This is a genomic window from Aerococcus urinae, from assembly GCF_001543175.1.
In the GTDB taxonomy this organism is placed as follows: Bacteria; Bacillota; Bacilli; order Lactobacillales; family Aerococcaceae; genus Aerococcus; species Aerococcus urinae.
Window position 1 is genome coordinate 1,431,717 of sequence record NZ_CP014161.1, and the last position, 21,373, is coordinate 1,453,089.

General features: G+C 44.4%; 14 protein-coding genes, 12 tRNA genes and 3 rRNA genes. 7 read left to right on the forward strand and 22 right to left on the reverse strand.

Annotated features, from left to right (window positions below; translation table 11 throughout):
• Positions 1–221 precede the first annotated feature (221 nt).
• Positions 222–794 carry a YdcF family protein gene (locus AWM73_RS06480; protein ID WP_060778615.1) on the reverse strand — a complete coding sequence of 191 codons (573 nt, stop codon included), beginning with the start codon at positions 792–794 and terminating at the stop codon, positions 222–224.
• Between the two features lie 319 nt (positions 795–1,113).
• On the opposite strand from AWM73_RS06480, the gene AWM73_RS06485 reads away from it, so the two are divergent.
• Positions 1,114–2,739, forward strand: coding sequence for an aryl-sulfate sulfotransferase (locus AWM73_RS06485; protein ID WP_144435192.1), 1,626 nt, complete (start codon positions 1,114–1,116; stop codon positions 2,737–2,739).
• Positions 2,740–2,815: 76 nt separating this feature from the next.
• Here AWM73_RS06485 and AWM73_RS06490 read toward each other — a convergent pair whose 3' ends face one another.
• Complete coding sequence (locus AWM73_RS06490) at positions 2,816–4,144, reverse strand: FMN-binding protein (RefSeq protein WP_060778617.1); 1,329 nt, start codon at positions 4,142–4,144, stop codon at positions 2,816–2,818.
• Between the two features lie 157 nt (positions 4,145–4,301).
• On the opposite strand from AWM73_RS06490, the gene AWM73_RS06495 reads away from it, so the two are divergent.
• Positions 4,302–4,889: a chromate transporter gene (locus AWM73_RS06495; RefSeq protein WP_082702878.1), complete on the forward strand. Its 588-nt coding sequence runs from the start codon at positions 4,302–4,304 to the stop codon at positions 4,887–4,889.
• 2 nt (positions 4,890–4,891) lie between these two features.
• Positions 4,892–5,458 (forward strand): chromate transporter, encoded by a 567-nt coding sequence (locus tag AWM73_RS06500; RefSeq protein ID WP_060778618.1) that lies wholly within the window; start codon positions 4,892–4,894, stop codon positions 5,456–5,458.
• Between the two features lie 109 nt (positions 5,459–5,567).
• Here AWM73_RS06500 and AWM73_RS09080 read toward each other — a convergent pair whose 3' ends face one another.
• On the reverse strand, positions 5,568–5,720 hold the full coding sequence (locus tag AWM73_RS09080) for a hypothetical protein (protein WP_167550485.1): 153 nt from the start codon (positions 5,718–5,720) through the stop codon (positions 5,568–5,570).
• Between the two features lie 452 nt (positions 5,721–6,172).
• On the opposite strand from AWM73_RS09080, the gene AWM73_RS06505 reads away from it, so the two are divergent.
• Positions 6,173–6,823, forward strand: a complete 651-nt coding sequence (locus AWM73_RS06505) for a hypothetical protein (protein WP_060778619.1) — start codon at positions 6,173–6,175, stop codon at positions 6,821–6,823.
• A 214-nt stretch (positions 6,824–7,037) separates the two neighbouring features.
• On the opposite strand, the gene AWM73_RS06510 is transcribed toward AWM73_RS06505, so the two are convergent.
• The 16 genes from AWM73_RS06510 to AWM73_RS06585 all read right to left on the reverse strand — a co-directional run bounded on the left by AWM73_RS06510 (position 7,038) and on the right by AWM73_RS06585 (position 14,370).
• A tRNA-Leu gene (locus AWM73_RS06510) sits at positions 7,038–7,121 on the reverse strand.
• An 11-nt stretch (positions 7,122–7,132) separates the two neighbouring features.
• Positions 7,133–7,203 (reverse strand) — tRNA-Cys (locus tag AWM73_RS06515).
• Between the two features lie 74 nt (positions 7,204–7,277).
• Positions 7,278–7,349: transfer RNA gene (locus AWM73_RS06520), tRNA-Gln, on the reverse strand.
• Positions 7,350–7,356: 7 nt separating this feature from the next.
• Positions 7,357–7,429, reverse strand: a tRNA-His gene (locus tag AWM73_RS06525).
• Between the two features lie 27 nt (positions 7,430–7,456).
• Positions 7,457–7,527, reverse strand: a tRNA-Trp gene (locus AWM73_RS06530).
• A gap of 29 nt (positions 7,528–7,556) precedes the next feature.
• Positions 7,557–7,637: transfer RNA gene (locus AWM73_RS06535), tRNA-Tyr, on the reverse strand.
• Positions 7,638–7,644: 7 nt separating this feature from the next.
• A tRNA-Phe gene (locus AWM73_RS06540) sits at positions 7,645–7,717 on the reverse strand.
• 12 nt (positions 7,718–7,729) lie between these two features.
• Positions 7,730–7,802: transfer RNA gene (locus AWM73_RS06545), tRNA-Asp, on the reverse strand.
• 13 nt (positions 7,803–7,815) lie between these two features.
• A tRNA-Val gene (locus AWM73_RS06550) sits at positions 7,816–7,888 on the reverse strand.
• A 20-nt stretch (positions 7,889–7,908) separates the two neighbouring features.
• Positions 7,909–7,980 (reverse strand) — tRNA-Glu (locus AWM73_RS06555).
• 13 nt (positions 7,981–7,993) lie between these two features.
• A tRNA-Ser gene (locus AWM73_RS06560) sits at positions 7,994–8,080 on the reverse strand.
• A 34-nt stretch (positions 8,081–8,114) separates the two neighbouring features.
• Positions 8,115–8,188: transfer RNA gene (locus AWM73_RS06565), tRNA-Asn, on the reverse strand.
• 13 nt (positions 8,189–8,201) lie between these two features.
• Positions 8,202–8,317 (reverse strand): 5S ribosomal RNA (rrf, locus tag AWM73_RS06570).
• 77 nt (positions 8,318–8,394) lie between these two features.
• Positions 8,395–11,298 (reverse strand): 23S ribosomal RNA (locus AWM73_RS06575).
• A 211-nt stretch (positions 11,299–11,509) separates the two neighbouring features.
• Positions 11,510–13,057 (reverse strand): 16S ribosomal RNA (locus AWM73_RS06580).
• Together the 16S, 23S and 5S rRNA genes with 12 tRNA genes alongside form the textbook arrangement of a ribosomal RNA operon.
• A 491-nt stretch (positions 13,058–13,548) precedes the next feature.
• Entirely contained in the window at positions 13,549–14,370 is an 822-nt protein-coding gene (locus AWM73_RS06585) for a DUF1189 family protein (RefSeq protein WP_060778620.1), read from the reverse strand.
• Positions 14,371–14,434: 64 nt separating this feature from the next.
• On the opposite strand from AWM73_RS06585, the gene proC reads away from it, so the two are divergent.
• Positions 14,435–15,232, forward strand: a complete 798-nt coding sequence (proC, locus tag AWM73_RS06590) for a pyrroline-5-carboxylate reductase (protein ID WP_060778621.1) — start codon at positions 14,435–14,437, stop codon at positions 15,230–15,232.
• A gap of 116 nt (positions 15,233–15,348) precedes the next feature.
• On the opposite strand, the gene AWM73_RS06595 is transcribed toward proC, so the two are convergent.
• A complete protein-coding gene (locus AWM73_RS06595) occupies positions 15,349–15,804 on the reverse strand; it encodes a Fur family transcriptional regulator (protein ID WP_060778622.1) in 456 nt (151 codons plus the stop codon).
• 183 nt (positions 15,805–15,987) lie between these two features.
• Here AWM73_RS06595 and AWM73_RS06600 point away from each other — a divergent pair, with 183 nt between their 5' ends.
• A complete protein-coding gene (locus AWM73_RS06600; RefSeq protein WP_060778623.1) occupies positions 15,988–17,103 on the forward strand; it encodes an FUSC family protein in 1,116 nt (371 codons plus the stop codon).
• A gap of 75 nt (positions 17,104–17,178) precedes the next feature.
• Here the strand turns inward: AWM73_RS06600 and pulA are convergent, their stop codons facing one another.
• Together pulA and AWM73_RS06610 are read right to left on the reverse strand one after the other, a co-directional pair.
• Positions 17,179–19,179 (reverse strand): type I pullulanase, encoded by a 2,001-nt coding sequence (gene pulA / locus AWM73_RS06605; RefSeq protein ID WP_060778624.1) that lies wholly within the window; start codon positions 19,177–19,179, stop codon positions 17,179–17,181.
• 196 nt (positions 19,180–19,375) lie between these two features.
• A complete protein-coding gene (locus AWM73_RS06610; RefSeq protein ID WP_060778625.1) occupies positions 19,376–20,590 on the reverse strand; it encodes a hypothetical protein in 1,215 nt (404 codons plus the stop codon).
• Positions 20,591–20,740: 150 nt separating this feature from the next.
• Here AWM73_RS06610 and AWM73_RS06615 point away from each other — a divergent pair, with 150 nt between their 5' ends.
• Positions 20,741–21,328 (forward strand): DUF402 domain-containing protein, encoded by a 588-nt coding sequence (locus AWM73_RS06615; protein ID WP_060778626.1) that lies wholly within the window; start codon positions 20,741–20,743, stop codon positions 21,326–21,328.
• Positions 21,329–21,373: the final 45 nt, after the last annotated feature.

Sequence of the window (21,373 nt, forward strand, 5' to 3'; positions counted from 1 at the left end):
AAAAATCAAAAAAGAGAAAGGAAGAAAACCATTATGTTAAGATTTTTCGAACAACGCCGCCCTTACAAGAGCTTAGAACAAGTGCAACGTGAAGAAAGCAAACGTCAAGCTAAAGAGAAGGCGCAAGTATTAGCTCATGCGAAATAACAAATAGATAGCGAAAAAGGCAGAACCTCCTCTATTTAGGAAGTCCTGCCTTTTTCTTTACAAATCAATCCGCTTTACAAATCAATCCAATGATATAAATGCAAGCAATAACCAATATACTTATACAACTCTTGCAAGGCCATGTTTTGGGTATAGGGGTGATTTGGATAGCTTTCCCCTTGAAAATAGGCGCTCACAAAATTGAGTTGGAAGCCGTAGTTGCGGTTAGCTCGCTCAAAAGCCAGCCGTGTCCGCCTCATGTGATAGTCACTAGTCACGACAATGGCAGAATGATAACCCAGATCATCCATGAGAGCTAGTGAAGTTGTCGCGTTGGTCCAGGTGGAAGTGGCCTGCTTTTCTTCGATTAAGTTCTCCCGCTCGGCTCCCAATTGCTGGTAACCAGCAAATAAATCTTCGTCCACATCAGTATAGCGGGGAGAAACTATAATTTTTTCAGCGCGACTATAACCAGCCTTCAGTAAGTGAACCGCCTTTTCAGCCCGTTCGACTGCCGGCCCTTCGGCCACGATAATTAGTTCAGAGACTTGCGGGGCCTGGCCGTGGTCCAAGTGCTTGTATAGGGACCTCAATCCTAAGCCAAGAAGCGCTCCTAGAGAGAGACCGGTTAGCCATCTTCTTTTCATTATTTGACTTCCTTTCACGAGTAAGCTTTGCTCTTTAAAGATATTATTCTTGCAAAATGACTTACCTTATTATAGCAATTTCCCCAACTATTTAATGGTTTTATCCCTATAAAAAATAAACATTTTGTGATAAAATAACCATTCGCGCTTAAATTTTGTATTTAAGGAGAGTTTTATCATTAAATATCTTATTATACTGGCCTTGTGCTTATTAGCTGGCTGTCAGCCGCCTAATCACACGAGCCAATCCCTCAGTGATTATAAGGAAATCTACCAACCGGTAAGTGACAGGGTCGAGTCAGGAGACAATCTCCTAAGCTTGAGTGACCAAGTCCAAAATCTCGAGCTCTCCTATTATGATGAAGAGGTCCAAGCAAGTATCTCTGACCAGATCAGGAGTCTACAAAACAAACATAAGTCCTATGAAGATGGGCTTTTCATTATGAACCCCTTTGGGACCTTCACTCAATCCATCTATACTTACTTGCCTGACCCTGATCAAGACATTGGCAAGGTGACCTATACCATCGAGTCTGAATCTAGCGATGCCCTCACTTTCCAACCAGTCAATTACAGTCAGGAGCCAGGAGCTTATGAATTCACCATGATCGGTCTGGTCCCTAATGAAGCTAACCAGCTAACGGTTAATCTCTACGATGCTGATGATAACAAGTTAACAGACTATCAATTTCAGATTAGTGCACCCAATATCCAAGCCACTGACTACGAGACCAAAATGGAAGTCCTCTATGATTCTGGTAGGGAAGAACTGACCGATGGTTTCTATGCCAGTATGGGCAGCGACCAGGATAATGCGAAGTTTTCCTATTTATATGATAATAATGGTCTCATTCGTTCTGAATTAGTCTCTGACGGCGGCCGTTTAGAAAACTACCAGTTTCTGGATAAACACCACCTCTTGATTAAAGCAAGCAATGGTAAATTAGCTGTTCTTAATGGACTAGGCCAACCCGTTCGCATCTATGAACTGCCTGACCTTTCTGTCCATCATGATTTCATTGTTAATGAAAAAAAAGATGGTGCCTTCTTACTCACCTCTAATATTCAGTCCGATACCATTGAAGATACTATCAGTTATCTTGACTTACGTACCGGTGAAAGTCAGGAACTGATCGACTTAAAAGCGATTTTCCCGAATTATTTCCAACCCGTAATGGCCACCCATCAGAACCGGGCTCAAAATGAGATTGCTAATTATTTAGCTGAAAATCCTGACCGAGACTATTCGGACATCGATTACACTGCCGACGGATTTAACGTTCTGGATGAAGAGGGTAATTTGACTAATTTAGACTGGATCCATATTAACGCTATCGATGTGATCAATGGGGATGAATTAATTCTTTCTTCCAGAGAAACCTCATCACTGATCAAATTATCCAATGTCTTTGACCAAGTGACAGTTGACTATATTATCGGCCCTGAAGCAGTTTGGGCAGGGACGGGCTATGACTATTACCTGCTCAGCCCTAACAGCGACTTCAAACCGACTGGCGGCCAACATAGTGTCCGTTTTCAATCCAATCCTATCGATGATGGCTTTTACAATTTGACCCTCTTCGATAATAACTACTGGCGTCTGGACACTCGAGATGACCTAGTTATCGACCTGCCTTCGGAAATGAGCGAAGAATTTGATCCAGAAGAGCTTGACGCTTACTCCTACTTTTATAATTTACAGGTAGATGAAGCGAGCGGGACTTACGACCTGGTGCAAGCCTTTCCAGTGCCCTATTCCTCCATCGTTTCCTCAGCCCAAGTCTATAAAGGCAACTATATTACTACCAGTGGGATGACGAATATTCTCGGAGAATATAATCCTCAAGGTGAACTCATCCGACAATTTCAATTCTATGTCCCCCGCTGGACCTACCGTTTGGTGAAGTTGGACCTGCAAGACTTCTTCTATGAAAATATCCTTTAAACAAAAGACCTCAAGCCTGGGCAAATGCTAGCCTAGCTTGAGGTTTTTTAGTGAATTATTTTAAATTGACAGCTCTTTAATGAGGTGCGGTTGGCCCAGAAACGCTATCCCGGCCTCTTTCAATTTCTTCTTCAGGCATTGGATTAGGCATCTTATGCTCATGTTGTGAGGCACCTGACACCGCATCCTTACTTTCATTTTCTTCTTTATCCTTAGCTTTTGAAGTTGCCTTGGTTACCGTATCTGGTCTTGGGCCACCCTCGCTAGCTTCAATATAAGGTTTCTCGATGGCATGTTGGAGTTCATCATCAAGACCCGCTTCGTAGCGCTCTTGATACCATTGATTTACGTCTTCAGCGGTTTCGCCCAGGAATGGGTTTGGTACATGTGGATCATGCAAGGTCCGGTCCCAAGAGGATTCTGCGGTATCAATAAAGGGTTTACCATTTTGAACGGTTTCTAAGACCCCGAGATAGCGGCCTTTTTGGTCATAAATCGGACGGTAGTGTAAGTAGACCTTATTCCCATTACCCTTGGTGTACCACATACTCTCACTGCGACGACGACCATGATGGAGATCTTCCATAATTCCTTCTACCTTGGTACGGATTTGTGGTGGATGGCAGTCAGAAACGTTTCCACCTAGGGTCACTGGAGACCGTGGTGTCCCCGCATCTTCTTGGTGGCGACGGTTATTATAGTAGAGGAAGCGGTTTTGCTTATCGACAAAGGAAATTTCCACTTCTAAGTTGTCCAAGATGGCTTGGACTTCATCCAAGGTTAACCAGCCTGTTCCAAAATCTACCCGGGTATCAGTTTGGAAGGAGTATGGTTCAGCGTCAGGATCTTCATCCCCTCTAGCATAGGCTAAGGCGCGGTCTAGGGCGTATTGCATCCCCATAGTAGTATAGGTTGCCCCAGAGACCACATCAAATTCACGCTTGCTACCATCTTCCTTGATTTGTTGGATTAATTTTTCTGAAGCTTGGCCACCCAGTTCTGGCGTTTCAATGCCCCGATACTTGATATCGGTAATTTCATTCTCGTCAACAGTAACTGCTAAGGTCACTTTACCCTTGTAACCATCGCCTTCACCATAGTAGGTGCCAGGTGTAAATTCATCGGGTTCGGGTTGTCCCGCAGCAATTCTTAAGGCTTCTTTTACTGCGTTGATAAGCCCTTCAGAAGAATGAGTCGCTCCTGACAGGACATCCACATCCGCACTTTGTTGGTCTAAGATCTGATTCACCAAGTGCTTGATGGCTAGGCTACCCACATTTTCTGAATCTGCTTCCGAAACTTGGATATCTTCAATTTTATCTTCACTTACTTTAACATCAACTTCTACCATATCTAGAAAGCCCTGAGCTTCTTCATGGTAGGTGCCTGGATTAAATTTTGCCATTTTCTCCCAGCCTTTCTAAAATATTATCGTATATTATAAATTATATAATAATTGATTCCTATAAGCCAATGATATCCACAACCCTTTGCTTATTTCTTTGCTAAATCTACCATATAAAAGTAAACTAAAGATAACTATTAAAGAAGGAGTTTGCTTAATGTACGAAAAAATGCTTAAAGACTCAAAAAGTAAGCGCCAGATGCTGGTCAAACTCTTTTGGTCTACTTTCTACCTCTCTGCCTTCACCTTCGGTGGGGGTTACGTCATCATAACCCTCATGAAAAAGACCTTTGTGGATGATTATGGCTGGATTGAAGAGGACGAGATGCTAGATTTGGTAGCGATTGCCCAATCTTCTCCCGGTGCTATTGCTGTGAATGGCGCCATCGTTATTGGTTACAAATTAGCTGGTTTTATCGGCATCTTAGTTTCTGTTTTAGGGACTATCTTACCACCCATGCTAATTATTTCGGTGATTGCCCTCTTTTACCAACAATTTATCCAAAATTTCTGGGTAAAAACCCTCTTAGAAGGCATGCAAGCCGGTGTGGCTGCCGTTATCGCCGGGGTAGTTATCGATATGGTAGCTGATGTTTGGCGTCGTAAACAACCCATCTTGGTCATTATTATGCTAGCTGCCTTTATTACCAACTATTTCTTCTCTGTTAATATCATCTATATTATTTTAAGCTGTATCGGCTTGGGATTAGTCTATAGCTGGCTACAAAGACGGAAAGGACGCTAATCATGATTTATTTACAATTACTTATCTCCTTTTTAAAAGTCGGAGCCTTTAGCTTCGGAGGGGGTTATGCTGCCCTCCCCTTGATTCAAGAGGAAATCGTTGAAAACCACGCTTGGCTATCCATGCAAGAATTTACCGACTTGATTACTATTTCGCAAATGACGCCTGGTCCCATCGCTATCAATTCCGCAACCTTTGTAGGAACTAAGCTAGCTGGAACCCTGGGCGCTATGGTTGCCACTCTGGGTTCGATCTTACCTTCCATTATTATCGTGAGCATCATTGCCCGCCTCTACTTCAAATACCGAAACCTTAGCCTCTTACAAAACGTTCTAGTGGCCTTACGACCGGCCGTTGTAGCGATGATTGCCGCTGCTGGCTTGTTAATATTAATATCCGCCTTTTGGGGTGAAGCTCCCGTAGCCTTAGCCAATATCAATTGGGTCGCCGTAGTCATCTTCGGACTCGCCTTAGCCATTCTCATCCGCTACAAGGTCAATCCCATTTTAGTGATCGTCATGGCAGGAGTTGTTAATGTCCTCTATCAAGCAGTATTGATGGTGGTGTGATGGAAGTTATTAGCCAATATACAGTAAAAAGACACTATTGAACTAGCTGGAAAACTAATTACAATAGTGTCTACTATAGACGAACTTAATTCATTTTTTCTAATTTGCACTAAAAGATTAACTTAAATAAACCATAGGCTAATAAACCAAACACCAATACTGATGGTATAATTCCAAAATTAAATTCGCCTTTTATTTGTCGACTGTCTTCTCGTTCTTCGTTAACAAGCGACCATGACCCTATCCATTTTTCTTTATTCATTATTTTCACTTTCTTTCCATCTTGAAAAGCGTAATCTGAAATGGTAAACTTTTATTACTAATCTTCCACTTAGGAGGACCACTTCCTAAGCGATTAGTGACTAAATTTTATTACAAATTCTATTGTGAATAGTAGTAGCATGAATTTGAACTTTAAGAAGAAGTCTTCTAATGACCTCTTCTTTTTTTATTCACTTCCCTTTTAAATCTAAGTATATTGCAACTTAAGGGTCATGAATACAATTTAATTTAAGAGTACAGAAAGGGTTATTGGAAAATGATCAACTAAAGCTAGTATCTCTTAACGCTCAAATGTGATATAGTCTTTTAAGATTTTAATGAAGTTATTATAGCTACTGCCATAATAATGTAAAAAAGCGCCCCTTTGCAGGGCACTTCAATAAGAACTAATATATTATAACATATAAATAACTTGGTTAAAGGAGGTAATCTATGATTACTACTCAAGATGCAACATACCTCGCTGGCTTATTCTTTTTAACGGCTATTGGATTTATAGTCAAAGCAATTTATGATAAATCTAAAGAGAAATCCGTTAAAAAATTTATGCTTGCTACATTAGTATCATTTTCATTTTCTTTATTGTTCGGTAGCAATTTCCTAAGGCTACATATTGATCCAAAAGATCCTAAAGAAACCCAAAATAGAATTGCTGAACTTGTGCACATCAATCCTAAACAAGTTCAAGTGACTGATGAGGAGATCGGCGAAAACAAATATAAAAAATATAACTTTGAATATAAAGCTAAAATGCTCACAAGGGATGAAAATACAAAGATAAAAAGCATTGATTTTGATAATGTTGACAAACAATTTATTTATAATTTGTTTAAAGAACTAAATTACCCTAAATTGAAGCAATTAGACGACTTAATACAAAATGACAGAGGCCTTTGTTTCGATTATATAGATAATTTAGGGATTATGTTATCCTCAAATAAAGATCAAAACACTTTTAATGTATATATAACGTTTAATGAAGATAATGACTGGCTTTGGAGTACTAGAAAAGCAATTGAATCTACTTACAACAATAAGAAATCTTCATCTTCTAAACACTCATTATTAGACGAACTAAAATAAAATAGTCCTACTCCCTCTACTTTGGTCAGTAAGAGGAGTAGGACTATAATAAAAAATATTGTGGATATTTCTCTTATAGAAAATCGTGAACGCAAGAATCGTACAGGCAAATTTAAAACTCATCGGAATACCTTTCGTTACTCTTTTTACCAAAACAAAAAAACGTTGTTATATCACTTTGTTAAAAAGCTTGATATAACAACGTTTTCTTTAGTGCCGGCGGTGGGGGTCGAACCCACACGTCCGTGAGGACACGGGATTTTGAGTCCCGCGCGTCTGCCAATTCCGCCACGCCGGCTTATATATAAAAGGCGGTAGCCGGATTTGAACCGGCGATAAAGGTTTTGCAGACCCGTGCCTTACCCCTTGGCTATACCGCCATATTTAATTAAAAACTAACCTCTTCTTAAAAGAAGAGGTCTAAACAATTACCACTAGCATGATAATCATTAAACTGGGGTAGCTGGATTCGAACCAACGCATGACAGAGTCAAAGTCTGTTGCCTTACCGCTTGGCGATACCCCAATGTAAGGGCGAACGAGGGGAATCGAACCCCCGAGTGTCGGAGCCACAATCCGATGCGTTAACCACTTCGCCACGTTCGCCATATATATGATATATAACAGGTTTAACAGGGACACTAGGAATCGAACCCAGATCGACGGTTTTGGAGACCGTAGTTTTACCGTTAAACTATGTCCCTATTCTCAAATGAGAATAGCTATCATTTTATGGAGGGAAGAGGATTCGAACCTCTGAACCCGAAGGAACGGATTTACAGTCCGCTGCGTTTGGCCGCTTCGCTATCCCTCCTAATGGATGGTCCGAGACAGAATCGAACTGCCGACACCTTGAGCTTCAATCAAGTGCTCTACCAACTGAGCTATCGGACCCCATTATAAGAACGGTCCGGACGGGATTTGAACCCGCGATCTCCTCCGTGACAGGGAGGCATGTTAACCCCTACACCACCGGACCAATATATGAATAATGGAGAATGAGGGGCTCGAACCCCCGACATTCTGCTTGTAAGGCAGACGCTCTCCCAGCTGAGCTAATTCTCCTGATTACTCTTAAAAAGTAATGACCCGTACGGGAATCGAACCCGTGTTACCGCCGTGAAAGGGCGGTGTCTTAACCGCTTGACCAACGGGCCAACAAAATATAAACGGAGAGTAAGGGATTCGAACCCTTGAAACGGTCTCCCGTTTACACGATTTCCAATCGTGCTCCTTCGGCCTCTCGGACAACTCTCCAATAGCTTAAAGCCTGAGGACTCACTCGCCATAACTCCGCAAGTAGGACTCGAACCTACGACATCTTGATTAACAGTCAAGCGCTACTACCAACTGAGCTATTGCGGAATAAAATAAGATTGCACGGCAACGTCCTAGTCTCACAGGGGGCAACCCCCAACTACATTCGGCGCTAAGAAGCTTAACTGCTGTGTTCGGGATGGATACAGGTGGGTCCTTCTTGCCATCGTCACCGTACAATTTATTTTTTTGAGCTTGTTCGCTCAAAACTGAATCTATCATAATCCCCTTAAACCTTCATACAACCTTATCCTTTGGATAAGTCCTCGACCGATTAGTATTTATCCGCTCCACTTATTACTAAGCTTCCACTCCAAACCTATCAACCTGATCGTCTTTCAGGGGTCTTACTACTTTAAAAGTATGGGAAATCTCATCTTGAGGGGGGCTTCACGCTTAGATGCTTTCAGCGCTTATCCCGTCCACACATAGCTACCCAGCCATGCTCCTGGTGGAACAACTGGTACACCAGCGGTGTGTCCATCCCGGTCCTCTCGTACTAAGGACAGCTCCTCTCAAATTTCCAACGCCCGCGACGGATAGGGACCGAACTGTCTCACGACGTTCTGAACCCAGCTCGCGTACCGCTTTAATGGGCGAACAGCCCAACCCTTGGGACCGACTTCAGCCCCAGGATGCGATGAGCCGACATCGAGGTGCCAAACCTCCCCGTCGATGTGAACTCTTGGGGGAGATAAGCCTGTTATCCCCAGGGTAGCTTTTATCCGTTGAGCGATGGCCCTTCCATGCGGAACCACCGGATCACTAAGCCCGACTTTCGTCCCTGCTCGACTTGTAGGTCTCGCAGTCAAGCTCCCTTCTGCCTTTACACTCTGCGAATGATTTCCAACCATTCTGAGGGAACCTTTGGGCGCCTCCGTTACACTTTAGGAGGCGACCGCCCCAGTCAAACTGCCTGACTGACACTGTCTCCCGACCAGCTAATGGTCGCGGGTTAGAATGGTCATCCCACAAGGGTAGTATCCCACCAGTGCCTCCATCGAGACTAGCGTCCCGACTTCGATGGCTCCTACCTATCCTGTACATGTGGCACAAACATTCAATATCAACCTACAGTAAAGCTCCATGGGGTCTTTCCGTCCTGTCGCGGGTAACCAGCATCTTCACTGGTACTACAATTTCACCGAGCCTCTCGTTGAGACAGTGCCCAAATCGTTACGCCTTTCGTGCGGGTCAGAACTTACCTGACAAGGAATTTCGCTACCTTAGGACCGTTATAGTTACGGCCGCCGTTTACTGGGGCTTCAATTCAGAGCTTCGCATACGCTAACCCTTCCTCTTAACCTTCCAGCACCGGGCAGGCGTCAGCCTCTATACATCATCTTTCGATTTGGCAGAGACCTATGTTTTTGATAAACAGTCGCTTGGGCCTATTCACTGCGGCTGACCTTGCGGTCAGCACCCCTTCTCCCGAAGTTACGGGGTCATTTTGCCGAGTTCCTTAACGAGAGTTCGCTCGCTCACCTTAGTGTTCTCCACTCGACTACCTGTGTCGGTTTGCGGTACGGGTTGTTTGATTCTCACTAGAAATTTTTCTTGACAGCGTGACGTCGGCGGCTTCGGTACTTTATTTCCCTCCCCGTCACAACTCATGAAATCTGAGGCAAGCCTTTCACTCACCTTCTCACTCATTGCTTGGACGCGTTTTTCCATCTCCGCGCTCCGCTTAGCCTTCTGTGTCCTTCCATCGCTCAAACAAATCAAACAAGTACAGGAATCTCAACCTGTTGTCCATCGCCTATCCCTTTCGGTCTCGGCTTAGGTCCCGACTAACCCTGGGAGGACGAGCCTTCCCCAGGAAACCTTAGTCATTCGGTGGACGGGATTCTCACCCGTCTTTCGCTACTCATACCGGCATTCTCACTTCTATACGCTCCACATGTCCTCACGATCATGCTTCTCTGCCTATAGAACGCTCTCCTACCATCCTACGGATCCACAGCTTCGGTGTTCAGTTTAGCCCCGGTACATTTTCGGCGCAGGGTCACTCGACTAGTGAGCTATTACGCACTCTTTCAATGATGGCTGCTTCTAAGCCAACATCCTAGTTGTCTAAGCAACCCCACATCCTTTTCCACTTAACTGAAACTTTGGGACCTTAGCTGGTGGTCTGGGCTCTTTCCCTTTCGACTACGGATCTTATCACTCGCAGTCTGACTCCCGGACTAAACTATTTGGCATTCGGAGTTTATCAGATGTCGGTAATCCAGGATGGACCCCTCGATCAAACAGTGCTCTACCTCCAATAGTCATCATCCGAGGCTAGCCCTAAAGCTATTTCGGAGAGAACCAGCTATCTCCAAGTTCGATTGGAATTTCACCGCTACCCACACCTCATCCCCGCCTTTTTCAACAGACGTGGGTTCGGCCCTCCAGTGTGTTTTACCACACCTTCAGCCTGGACATGAGTAGATCACTTGGTTTCGGGTCGACGACAACAAACTCAACGCCCTCTTCAGACTCGCTTTCGCTGTGGCTCCGCTTCTTCAGCTTAACCTTGCTTGCTATCGTCACTCGCCGGTCCGTTCTACAAAAAGTACGCCATCACCCCTTAACGGGCTCTGACTGCTTGTAGGCATACGGTTTCAGGTACTCTTTCACTCCCCTTCCGGGGTGCTTTTCACCTTTCCCTCACGGTACTGGTTCACTATCGGTCACTAGGGAGTATTTAGGCTTGCCAGATGGTCCTGGCGGATTCCGACGGAATTTCACGTGTACCGCCGTACTCAGGATACTGAATGAGGTGGCTGAGCTTTCGCCTACGGGATTGTCACCCTCTCTGATCGCCCTTTCCATGGCGTTCGACTAGCTCATTCACTCCCGTCCATCAGTCCTACAACCCCAGCATGCAAGCACGCTGGTTTGGCCTCTTTCCGTTTCGCTCGCCGCTACTCGGGAAATCGATTTTTCTTTCTCTTCCTGTGGCTACTGAGATGTTTCAGTTCACCACGTCTACCGTCCGCTCAACTATGTGTTCACTGAGTGGACCATTGTCGATTAAAACAATGAGGTTCCCCCATTCGGAAATCTCCGGATCAAAGCTTACTTACAGCTCCCCGAAGCATATCGGTGTTCGTCCCGTCCTTCATCGGCTCCTAGTGCCAAGGCATTCACCGTACGCCCTTATTCACTTAACCACCGGTTAAGTTGTATGATGCGAAAAGTTTTAAAACTCTTTCTTTTTCGGTTTTTACGCTTGGTAAAATTGGTTTATTGACATTTCTATCTCGCAAAAAATAGAAATACGGAATGTTATGATAGTATTCAGTTTTCAAAGAACAATAGAGAGTTAGACCTCTCAAAACTAAACAAAGAAGACTCAAATATGTATTCCGAATATATCCTTAGAAAGGAGGTGATCCAGCCGCAGGTTCACCTACGGCTACCTTGTTACGACTTCACCCCAATCATCTGTCCCACCTTCGGCGGCTGGCTCCAAAGGTTACCTCACCGACTTCAGGTGTTACAAACTCTCGTGGTGTGACGGGCGGTGTGTACAAGACCCGGGAACGTATTCACCGCGGCGTGCTGATCCGCGATTACTAGCGATTCCGGCTTCATGTAGTCGAGTTGCAGACTACAATCCGAACTGAGAATGGCTTTAAGAGATTCGCTTGCTTTCACAAGGTCGCTGCTCGTTGTACCATCCATTGTAGCACGTGTGTAGCCCAAGTCATAAGGGGCATGATGATTTGACGTCATCCCCGCCTTCCTCCGGTTTGTCACCGGCAGTCTCGCTAGAGTGCCCAACTTAATGCTGGCAACTAACAATAAGGGTTGCGCTCGTTGCGGGACTTAACCCAACATCTCACGACACGAGCTGACGACAACCATGCACCACCTGTCACTTTGTCCCCGAAGGGAAAGCTCTATCTCTAGAGTGGTCAAAGGATGTCAAGACTTGGTAAGGTTCTTCGCGTTGCTTCGAATTAAACCACATGCTCCACCGCTTGTGCGGGTCCCCGTCAATTCCTTTGAGTTTCAGCCTTGCGGCCGTACTCCCCAGGCGGAGTGCTTAATGCGTTAACTCCGGCACTGAAGGGTGGAAACCCTCCAACACCTAGCACTCATCGTTTACGGCGTGGACTACCAGGGTATCTAATCCTGTTTGCTACCCACGCTTTCGGGCCTCAGCGTCAGTGACAGACCAGAAAGTCGCCTTCGCCACTGGTGTTCTTCCATATATCTACGCATTCCACCGCTACACATGGAGTTCCACTTTCCTCTTCTGTACTCAAGTTCCCCAGTTTCCAATGCACTTCCACGGTTAAGCCGTGGGCTTTCACATCAGACTTAAGAAACCGCCTGCGCCCCCTTTACGCCCAATAAATCCGGACAACGCTTGCCACCTACGTATTACCGCGGCTGCTGGCACGTAGTTAGCCGTGGCTTTCTGGTAAGATACCGTCAAGACTGGAGCAGTTACTCTCCAATTTGTTCTTCTCTTACAACAGAGCTTTACGATCCGAAAACCTTCTTCACTCACGCGGCGTTGCTCCGTCAGGCTTGCGCCCATTGCGGAAGATTCCCTACTGCTGCCTCCCGTAGGAGTTTGGGCCGTGTCTCAGTCCCAATGTGGCCGATTACCCTCTCAGGTCGGCTATGCATCATTGCCTTGGTAGGCCGTTACCCCACCAACGAGCTAATGCACCGCAAGGCCATCGATAAGTGACAGCAAAGCCGTCTTTCCAAAGGTCACCATGCGGTGACCTTTCCTATGCGGTATTAGCACCCGTTTCCGGATGTTGTCCCCCGCTTATCGGTAGGTTCCTTACGTGTTACTCACCCGTCCGCCGCTAACGTCAGAAGTGCAAGCACTTCGTCGGTTCGCTCGACTTGCATGTATTAGGCACGCCGCCAGCGTTCGTCCTGAGCCAGGATCAAACTCTCATGAAAGAATCATGAGCGTTGATAGCTCATTTGTTTGCTGACTAGTTATAGTCTGGTCTAGACTTATTGTTTGAATTGTTGGTTCATCAACAAAATGTTGATGCCCTACACATTTGGTTCGTCTTCTTTGTTCAGTTTTCAAAGGTCTAATCTTACTGCCTTCTGTGACAGCGACTTAATTAGTATACCATAGCTTTTGAATGTTTGTCAACAACTTTTTTGAAAAGTTTTTTGAAGCGTTTAAAGCTGGTGGACGAATTAAGATTTCGATCAATTTTGTTTGACCAGCAAGAATTATTATAGCTTATTACTAAGTTGTTTGTCAACAAGTTTTTTGATTTATTTTCTTAAGTGTTTTAAGGAACAAATCATTTCTTGTGAGAAACAACTTTTATAGAATACCAAGTCCCCCATTGATTGTCAATAACTTTCTCCAACTTTTTTCATAATTAATTACTCTTAGCTATTCATATCCTACATAAATACTAGTCCTATCCCTATTTAGGCAAGCTCTTTTCCTTAAAACCGGTAAAATGATAAGCCATAATGAGCTGTCCGATACTAAATAGGATCACTAGAAGTGCCATTAGACGATTATTTAAGTGAAAGTAGCCCCATAAGCTTGCCAGGAGGCTAGGTAGAATTAATGAGAGTAAACTGGCGCCGTAGCACTCCTTCAGATTATAAAAATCAAAGCGCTGAGCTAGCCGCAAGCGGTTCAGAACCACAGCAGCTAATAGGCTATATAAGATAAGAAACAGTAAAAAGAGAATATGACGCATGCCGACGAATAAGTATTTCTGGTTCTTACGATAATTTTTCTGATAGTTTTGATAGAACTGTTCCAGCAATTCCTGACTACTTAGCTTGGTCTGTGTGTTTCTATTATAAGGTGCGGAAAAGTCATCGCCTTCCCGAGGCTGATAGACCATCATATCTTCTAGAAAGATAAAGGCCGAGGGATTATTCAGAAAAAGAGTGTCTAATTCTTCCAGTTCAGGTAAAAACCCAATACTTATTGCTGGCTCATCGAGCTTTTGTTCTCTCTCCTCAGAACCCTCTCGTGAGACTAATTGCCCTTCTTGGAGTGCATAGTCCTTTAGCTTCTGGTCAACACGCTGACTGGGAAAATCAGCTAGTAATTCTTGGTAAGATTGGTCAAAGACCTCATTATTTACCCCCTGAAAACCTAAAGCAAAGGGTAAGGTTAAAATTAAACTTAGGACAAGAATGACTACTACCATCCCAAAAGTGTTGAGTGAGCGTCTTTGGCGATAGACATAGGCAGAAGTTAAAATATTTTTTAAAGAAGAGCGCATGAAGGGGTTCCTTTCTGCTATGATATTTTCAGAAAATACTTGTAAGTGATAGGAGTGCGTAACTATGAAAACCATTGCCGTTATTGGAGCTGGAAATATGGGCCAAGCCCTCATCGCTGGCTTACAATCTAGTGATCATCAAGCACAGTTAGAGATTAAGGCTGCTACTGCTAGCCAAGCGAGCGCAGATAAAGTTGCTCAAAATTTGGCCATTAGCTGCTCAACTAATAACCAAACTTGTGTCCAAGGAGCTGACCTCGTCATTGTGGCAGTGAAACCTTATCTAATGGACCAGGTGTTGGACGAAATTAAGAACAGCCTCAAAGCGGATGCCGTTATCGTCACCGTAGCAGCTGGTTATAGTCTAGAACAAGCAGGGGCAATTCTCGGCGACCAAGCCGCTATCGTCCGGATCATGCCAAACACTGCCGTGAAAATCGGCCAAGGCGTGATTGCTATGACTGCTAATGACCAGGTTTCCGCTAGGGACTGTCAAGCAATTAAAGACTTGTTCCAAGGTCTAGGCTTAGTTGCTGAAGTCCATGAAGATCAGTTTGCAACCATCACGGGACTGTCTGGTTCCAGTCCCACCATTGTCTACATGCTAATCGAAGCCATGTCAGACGCCGGCTGTCAACAAGGCCTTCCCCGGTCTCAAGCCCAAAGCTTAGCTGCTCAAACCGTCCTGGGGGCTGCAGCGATGGTGGTAGAAACTGGACAACATCCCGGCCAACTAAAGGATGCGGTCTGCTCACCTGCTGGCACCTCCATTGAATGCGTCCGTAAGGCAGAGGAAAAAGGCTTACGAACCGCTGCCATGGAAGCGGTCATCGCTGCTTGCCAAAAAGCCAAAGGCAAGTAAGCCAGCGGGCAAGTCTCCTAAATTTCAAGTTATAGTAAAGTATTCAATAGTTAAGTAAGCTGGAGGCTATCCCAAGATAGCCTTTTTCTTCTTAACCCAAGGCTCCTAACCCATAACTAGTCTAAGTCTTGGCAGTCAGGGCAGATGCCGTAGAACTCCAGGTGGTGACCGGTAATTTCAAATTGAGTGGCTTCTACCGCATAGTCTTCCACTTCAGTTAGGGCTTGTTCGACTTTAGCCGCATCGGGATAATAGACATCGACAATTTTCCCGCAGTTTTGACAAATAATGTGATAGTGCTTTTTCAAGAAGAAATCGAAATGCGTAGCCCCATCATTGGCACGTACTTCCTTGACGAGATTAATATCGGTAAAGATATTCAAGGTATTATACACAGTCGCCAAGCTCACCGATTGATCCTCCTGGGAGAGCTCTTGATAGACTTGTTCGGCAGTAGGATGATGGTCAGCCACAATCAAATGTTTTAGTATTTTTTTTCGTGGGGAGGTTAGGCGAATACGGCGTTCACGCAGATAAGCGACCGCATCGACATATAATTGCTCATAATCCATATGTTGTCTTCCTTTCCATCAGCCCTTTAGCTAATTATAATTGAAAGCCTGTAAAATATCATATTTTTCCCTTAAGTTGTTAAAATTCTCACTTATGCTTATTGAAGAAAATCATGCTATGCTATATAGTAATTCAAGGTCTTAATGGTATCGATTAAAATAGAAAAGGACGATTAAAAACCAATGAAATTAGGTGCTCGCACGATAAAAACCGGCATTGGCGTCATGCTAGCCATGGTTATCTCTAGCCTCCTACCCCATATTGAGATTATGCAACCGACATTTGTTGCGGTTCTCGGGCTGCAACAATCCGTCAAAAAAACCTGGTATACCCTATTTAGGCGGGGCGCCGCTGCTTTCTTAGGTGGTTTAACCGCCGTGGTCATGTCTTACTTCTTTGGAAATAGTCCCATTGTGGTTGGTCTGACCGTCATTATTTTTATCGCTATTATGAATGCCATTCAACTCCAAGACGTGATCTCCCTGGCCACAATTACCGTAGTTATCATCATGCTACAGCCCGTGGATAACGTCAATGACTTAATCGGTATTGCGACTTCCCGGGTGATTGAAAACATCCTCGGTGTGGTCATCTCCTTCTTGGTGAATGTCTTTATCATGCCACCGAAGTATGACAATGTCCTCTACAAAGAAATTTCAGACACTTCTTCAGAAGTATTGATTCGGCTACGAGCCATCTTGAGAAAAAATGGTGAGTATTCTTCCCTAACTTCAGACTTGGACTGGGCCTACAAGCGGATCAACTATATTCGCGATCTCTTCCAACTTTCCAAAGAAGAACCCATTTGGTTTGCCAGTCGCAGGGTATCAAGGAAACGACAGCTAGTGGTTTATCGAAGCTTCATCCAATCTTTATTGGATATGACTAATTTACTCCATACTATCCACACCCATACTAATATTCTCTTTGTGATTGATGATGACCTGCGGATTCAAATACGTGAGCGAATTGAAACCCTCTGTGCCGCCCATGAGCAGATCTTCCTTAAATTTGACGGCCGCATCTCACCGGCTGAAGTCAACTTCTTCCAGCCGACTAAGATTCGCCGCCAGGAGTTGATGAATCATATCATCAAGGAAACCGACCTCAATAGAGGCCCAGAAACAGAATCCTTGAACTACCGGATTGAGAAGAGCAACTCCTTAATCTTAATCACGGGGGCCATGATTAAGGTCGAGAGTTCTCTCATCCATCTCAATACCCTAGTCCGTTCCTACCATACCCATCACGAAGAAGACCATGACCACTACGCGCTAAAAGATAAATTAAACAGTTAAAAAGACTCGAGCAGATCAGTCGGTAGATAACCGAACTTGGATAGGCTCGAGTTTTTCTTTTTTCCAAGAAATTGGCTAAGCTTTTTCTGATCCTTGCTGTTTCAAAATGCTTAGCGAAAGTTCCTCAACAACAAGAGGATGTTCACTACTTAATAAGGACTTCTCTTCATCAGCAGAGCGGAAATGATAATTTTCAGCCAGAACCTGCCAGTCACCCTCAGGCAGGGTAAAACTAATGGTATTGGTCTGCCCATTAAATACCAGCAGGTAATCAGTGTCTTCTCCATGGTAAAGAAGAGCAATAATTTGAAAATCTGCCTTCAAAACCTCCACCGCCTGGTCAATGCTTTCAAAATCAGTCAGGTGAAAGACTGGGTGAACCTGGCGAAAACGAATCAAATCACTCAGATAGTTCACAGCATCCTGGTGTTTATTGCGTAAGGACCAGTCAATCTGGTTGATACGGTCCCCATGGCGGTAGGAATTACGGACACCTTGCTTAGTCCGGAAGAATTCTTGGCCAGCATGCAAGAAAGGGATGCCTTGACTTAAAAGGACGAGGCTATTGGCGAGTAGTTGTCGCTTTTGCCGCTTGGCTTGGCTTTCAAAGCTGTGGCTAATGGCTAGTTTATCCCATAATGTCCAGTTATCATGGGCTGCTACATATTTAACCAATTGCAAAGGCGATTTGACGTTAATAGCCAACTTATTCAACCGCTCCCCACCTAAAAAACTGGCTAAGAGCGTCCGCTCCACAGAAAACTTACCACTAGCATAGCCGGTATCCCTGCCCTCCCCTTGGTCAGACCCCTTGACACTGTCACGAAAATGGTCGTCAAAATAAGCAATCCGGGGAGTTTTATAGGCATTGACTAGGCAAGCTTTATCTTCATCAGGCAAGTAAGTGCCTAAGTTCCAACCTTCCCCCAAAATAAGGATGCTTGGATCAATTTCATCTAAAGCTTGGCGGACTTTATTCATGGTCTTGACGTCATGGATCCCCATTAAGTCAAAGCGAAAACCATCAATATGGTACTCCTTGGCCCAATAGCATACCGAGCGGACAATATACTCTCGCATCATCCTTCTTTCTGAGGCGGTATCATTCCCCACGCCCGTCCCATTACTAATGGTGCCATCGGGATCGCGACGAAAATAATAGTTAGGGACAGTTAGTTGCAGGGGGTGGTTTAAGTAATCATAGACATGGTTGTAGACCACATCCATAATCACACGAATGCCCGCTTGGTGGAGGGATTGGACCATAGTTTTCATTTCTTTAATCCGGCAGATGGGGTCAGCAGAATCCGTGGCATAAGAACCTTCAGGAACATTGTAATCAGCAGGATCGTAACCCCAATTATAATTATCGCCATCCTCGATGCCTTCAATCACCGTCTTAAAGTCAGCCATGGGCAGGAGCTGGAGGTGGCTGATTCCTAAGTCCTTCAGATAGTCAAGGCCAGTAGTCTGTCCTTGGGGCGTTTTAGTTTCTTTTTGACTTAGGCCCAGAAATTTCCCCCGCAACTTGGGCTTGACGCCTGAATTATCCGCACTAGTCAAATCTCTCACACTCGCTTCATAAATCACGGCTTGAGAAAGACTCTTTAGAGCTGGCGATTGGTCTTGGTCCCAACCTGTGGGGTTAGTCCGAGCTAAATCAACTACCACACTGCGCTGGCTATTCTGAGTTGCTCCAATGGCATAAGGGTCTCTCGTAAAATTGGTCTTCCCATTAGGGAAGGACACCTTATAAAGGTAGGCAGTATTGTGCCAATCACCAGGAAGATCTAGACTAAAAACACCTCGTTCTTGACGTTGCATAGGATATTGGGCTTGTTGATTACTATATAAGTCCTGGTAAATGAGCAGGCTAACTTCACTGGCTAGGGGCGCCCAGAGATGAAAACTAGTCGCCTCTGCTTGGTAGTTAGTTCCTAACCGGGCTTGACTAGCAAAATAGGCATCGAATTCTGGGTCTCTGACCAGGTCATCCATGGCTTGGTCTAAGCTGGAGCCTTGGGGAGAGATTCCCTGGAGGACTTTATCTAAACGTTCTTCTAGTTGATTTTTCACTTAATGACCTCTTTATATTCTTCTTACTCACTCATCTTCTCCTTCATTATAACCAGGATGGGCGCATTTAGCTATCTTGGCTATTGAAACAAACCATAAAAAAGCAGTCAGCTCTTAGGCAATTGCTAGCTAAGAGCTGACTGCTAATGTTTTAATCCTCCTTCAAAATGACTGAGGCAAGGATTAAACGATGAATCTATTGTCCCTGTCCACCATAGGGGTTGGCCGGAGCTGGATTATTATTCCCAGCAGCTGGCGCTTGAGGAGCTGGAGCCTGACCTTGGCCATTGGCTGGTTGTTGGTTAGGCGCCACTTGGGACTGCTGTTGCTGTTGTTGCCTTTGGGCTGCTTGAGCTTGGCGGTCCGCTTCCGCTTGAGCCGCTTCTCTTTGCTTGGCTTCTTCTTGTCTTTGTGACTCAGCGGCTTGGCTTTGACGAGCAGCCGCTGCTTCAGCCTCAGCTTGGGCCGCTTGGGCTTCTTGGGCCTCCGCTTGCTTCTTATCTCTAATACTTTGACTTTCCTTAGCCATGGATTCTTCTAAGGCAGCCTTGTCATCATTTTTGCCTTGGAAGCCGTGACTTAGGTCAAAGGGTTCTTCCTGCAAGGCTTGACCAAAGAGATCTGCTAAGCCTTTAAAGCCTTGGTCATTGAACAGACCTGACTCTTGGTCATAGATCTTCTCAGGGGCAAAGTTCTTCGCTTCGAAAGCCTTATTAAGGTCCATGATATTTATATGAGACTCTTCTAAGGCTTGGATTAAGCGGACTAAGAAGCTCCCGTATGTGCCCTGACCATTAGCCGCTTCACTATAGGATGGTAAAGCCAGGAAAACAATATTAGTTTCTGGGGAAGCAATCCGCAGATGGCCGTAGACTTGTTTCAAATTAACCAGGGTATCTTCAAAGCTTCGCCCTTGGGCAAAGTCAACTTCACTGGTCAAGGGAAGAATTAATAAATGTGGTTTTTCCTTAGCCACTTGATCAACCAAATCGCTCGTTAATAAGGACTGGCTACTATGGCCCGCATAGTCATAAGCTTGAACGTTTAAATCCAAGTCTCCTGCTTGGCCTTTGGACTTGATATATTCACTTAGCCATTGATCGCTTTCCCCTTGAACCTTAACCGTAGCCACTTTAGCTTGGGTCCCGGCTTGGTTAATATAGGCTAAATAATCGCTAAGAGTCGCTTCTTGACGCTTGTCTTCAAAACGCTTAGCTGCCTGACTGTGATCACTGGCTTTGGGCGCTTGACTTTCTACCTGGCTACTTGCTTGGCTTTTTGACTCATAGGCGACATTACTTTGCCCTGCTTGTCTTTGCTTACCAATCAGGTAAAAAGCAGCCACTAGTAGGACAGTAATTATTGTCGCAATAATAGCTATCTTACGCTGTTGATCTCTAGATGTGTTCATCTAACTTGCTCCTCTCCTTCTTCTTAAAAGATTGTAACATGAGACAGATTCAAAAACGAGAAAAAAATATTTTACCTATACACTATTCCTTAAGCTATGTTATACTATTTTTGACTTTGGTTTTTCCAAGTGAAGAAAGTAGGTCATGTGATGTATCATCCAAAAGAAGGAGAATTCATCACAGTCAAAAGTTATAAACATGACGGCTCACTCCATCGAACATGGCGCGACTGTTTGGTCTTAAAAACAAGCGAACAAAGTATTATTGCTTGTAACGACCACACTCTTGTTACCGAATCTGATGGTCGCCGTTGGGTGACACGTGAACCCGCTTTACTCTATTTTCATAAAAAATATTGGTTCAATATTGTCACCATGTTAAGGCAGAACGGTGTCTCATATTATAGTAACCTAGCTTCTCCTTACGTCATTGATGAAGAAGCCTTGAAGTATATCGACTATGATTTAGATATTAAAATTTTCCCAGATGGGGAAAAACGCCTGTTAGATATTGACGAGTATTTAGAGCATGGTCATGAAATGCATTATTCTAAAGAATTAGATATAATCATTAAAAGCCATCTCAAAGAGTTAGTACGTTGGATCGAGGAAGAAAGAGGTCCCTTTTCAAAACCTTATGTCGATCTCTGGTACGAACGCTACTGTCAGCTGACCCAACGCCTTAAACGGCGGAAGAAAAGCTACAAATATAAGAAGAAAAAGCGGATTCAGTCGTAATAAGATCATCAGACTGTGATGATTAAGCAGATAGCGTGATGCGCT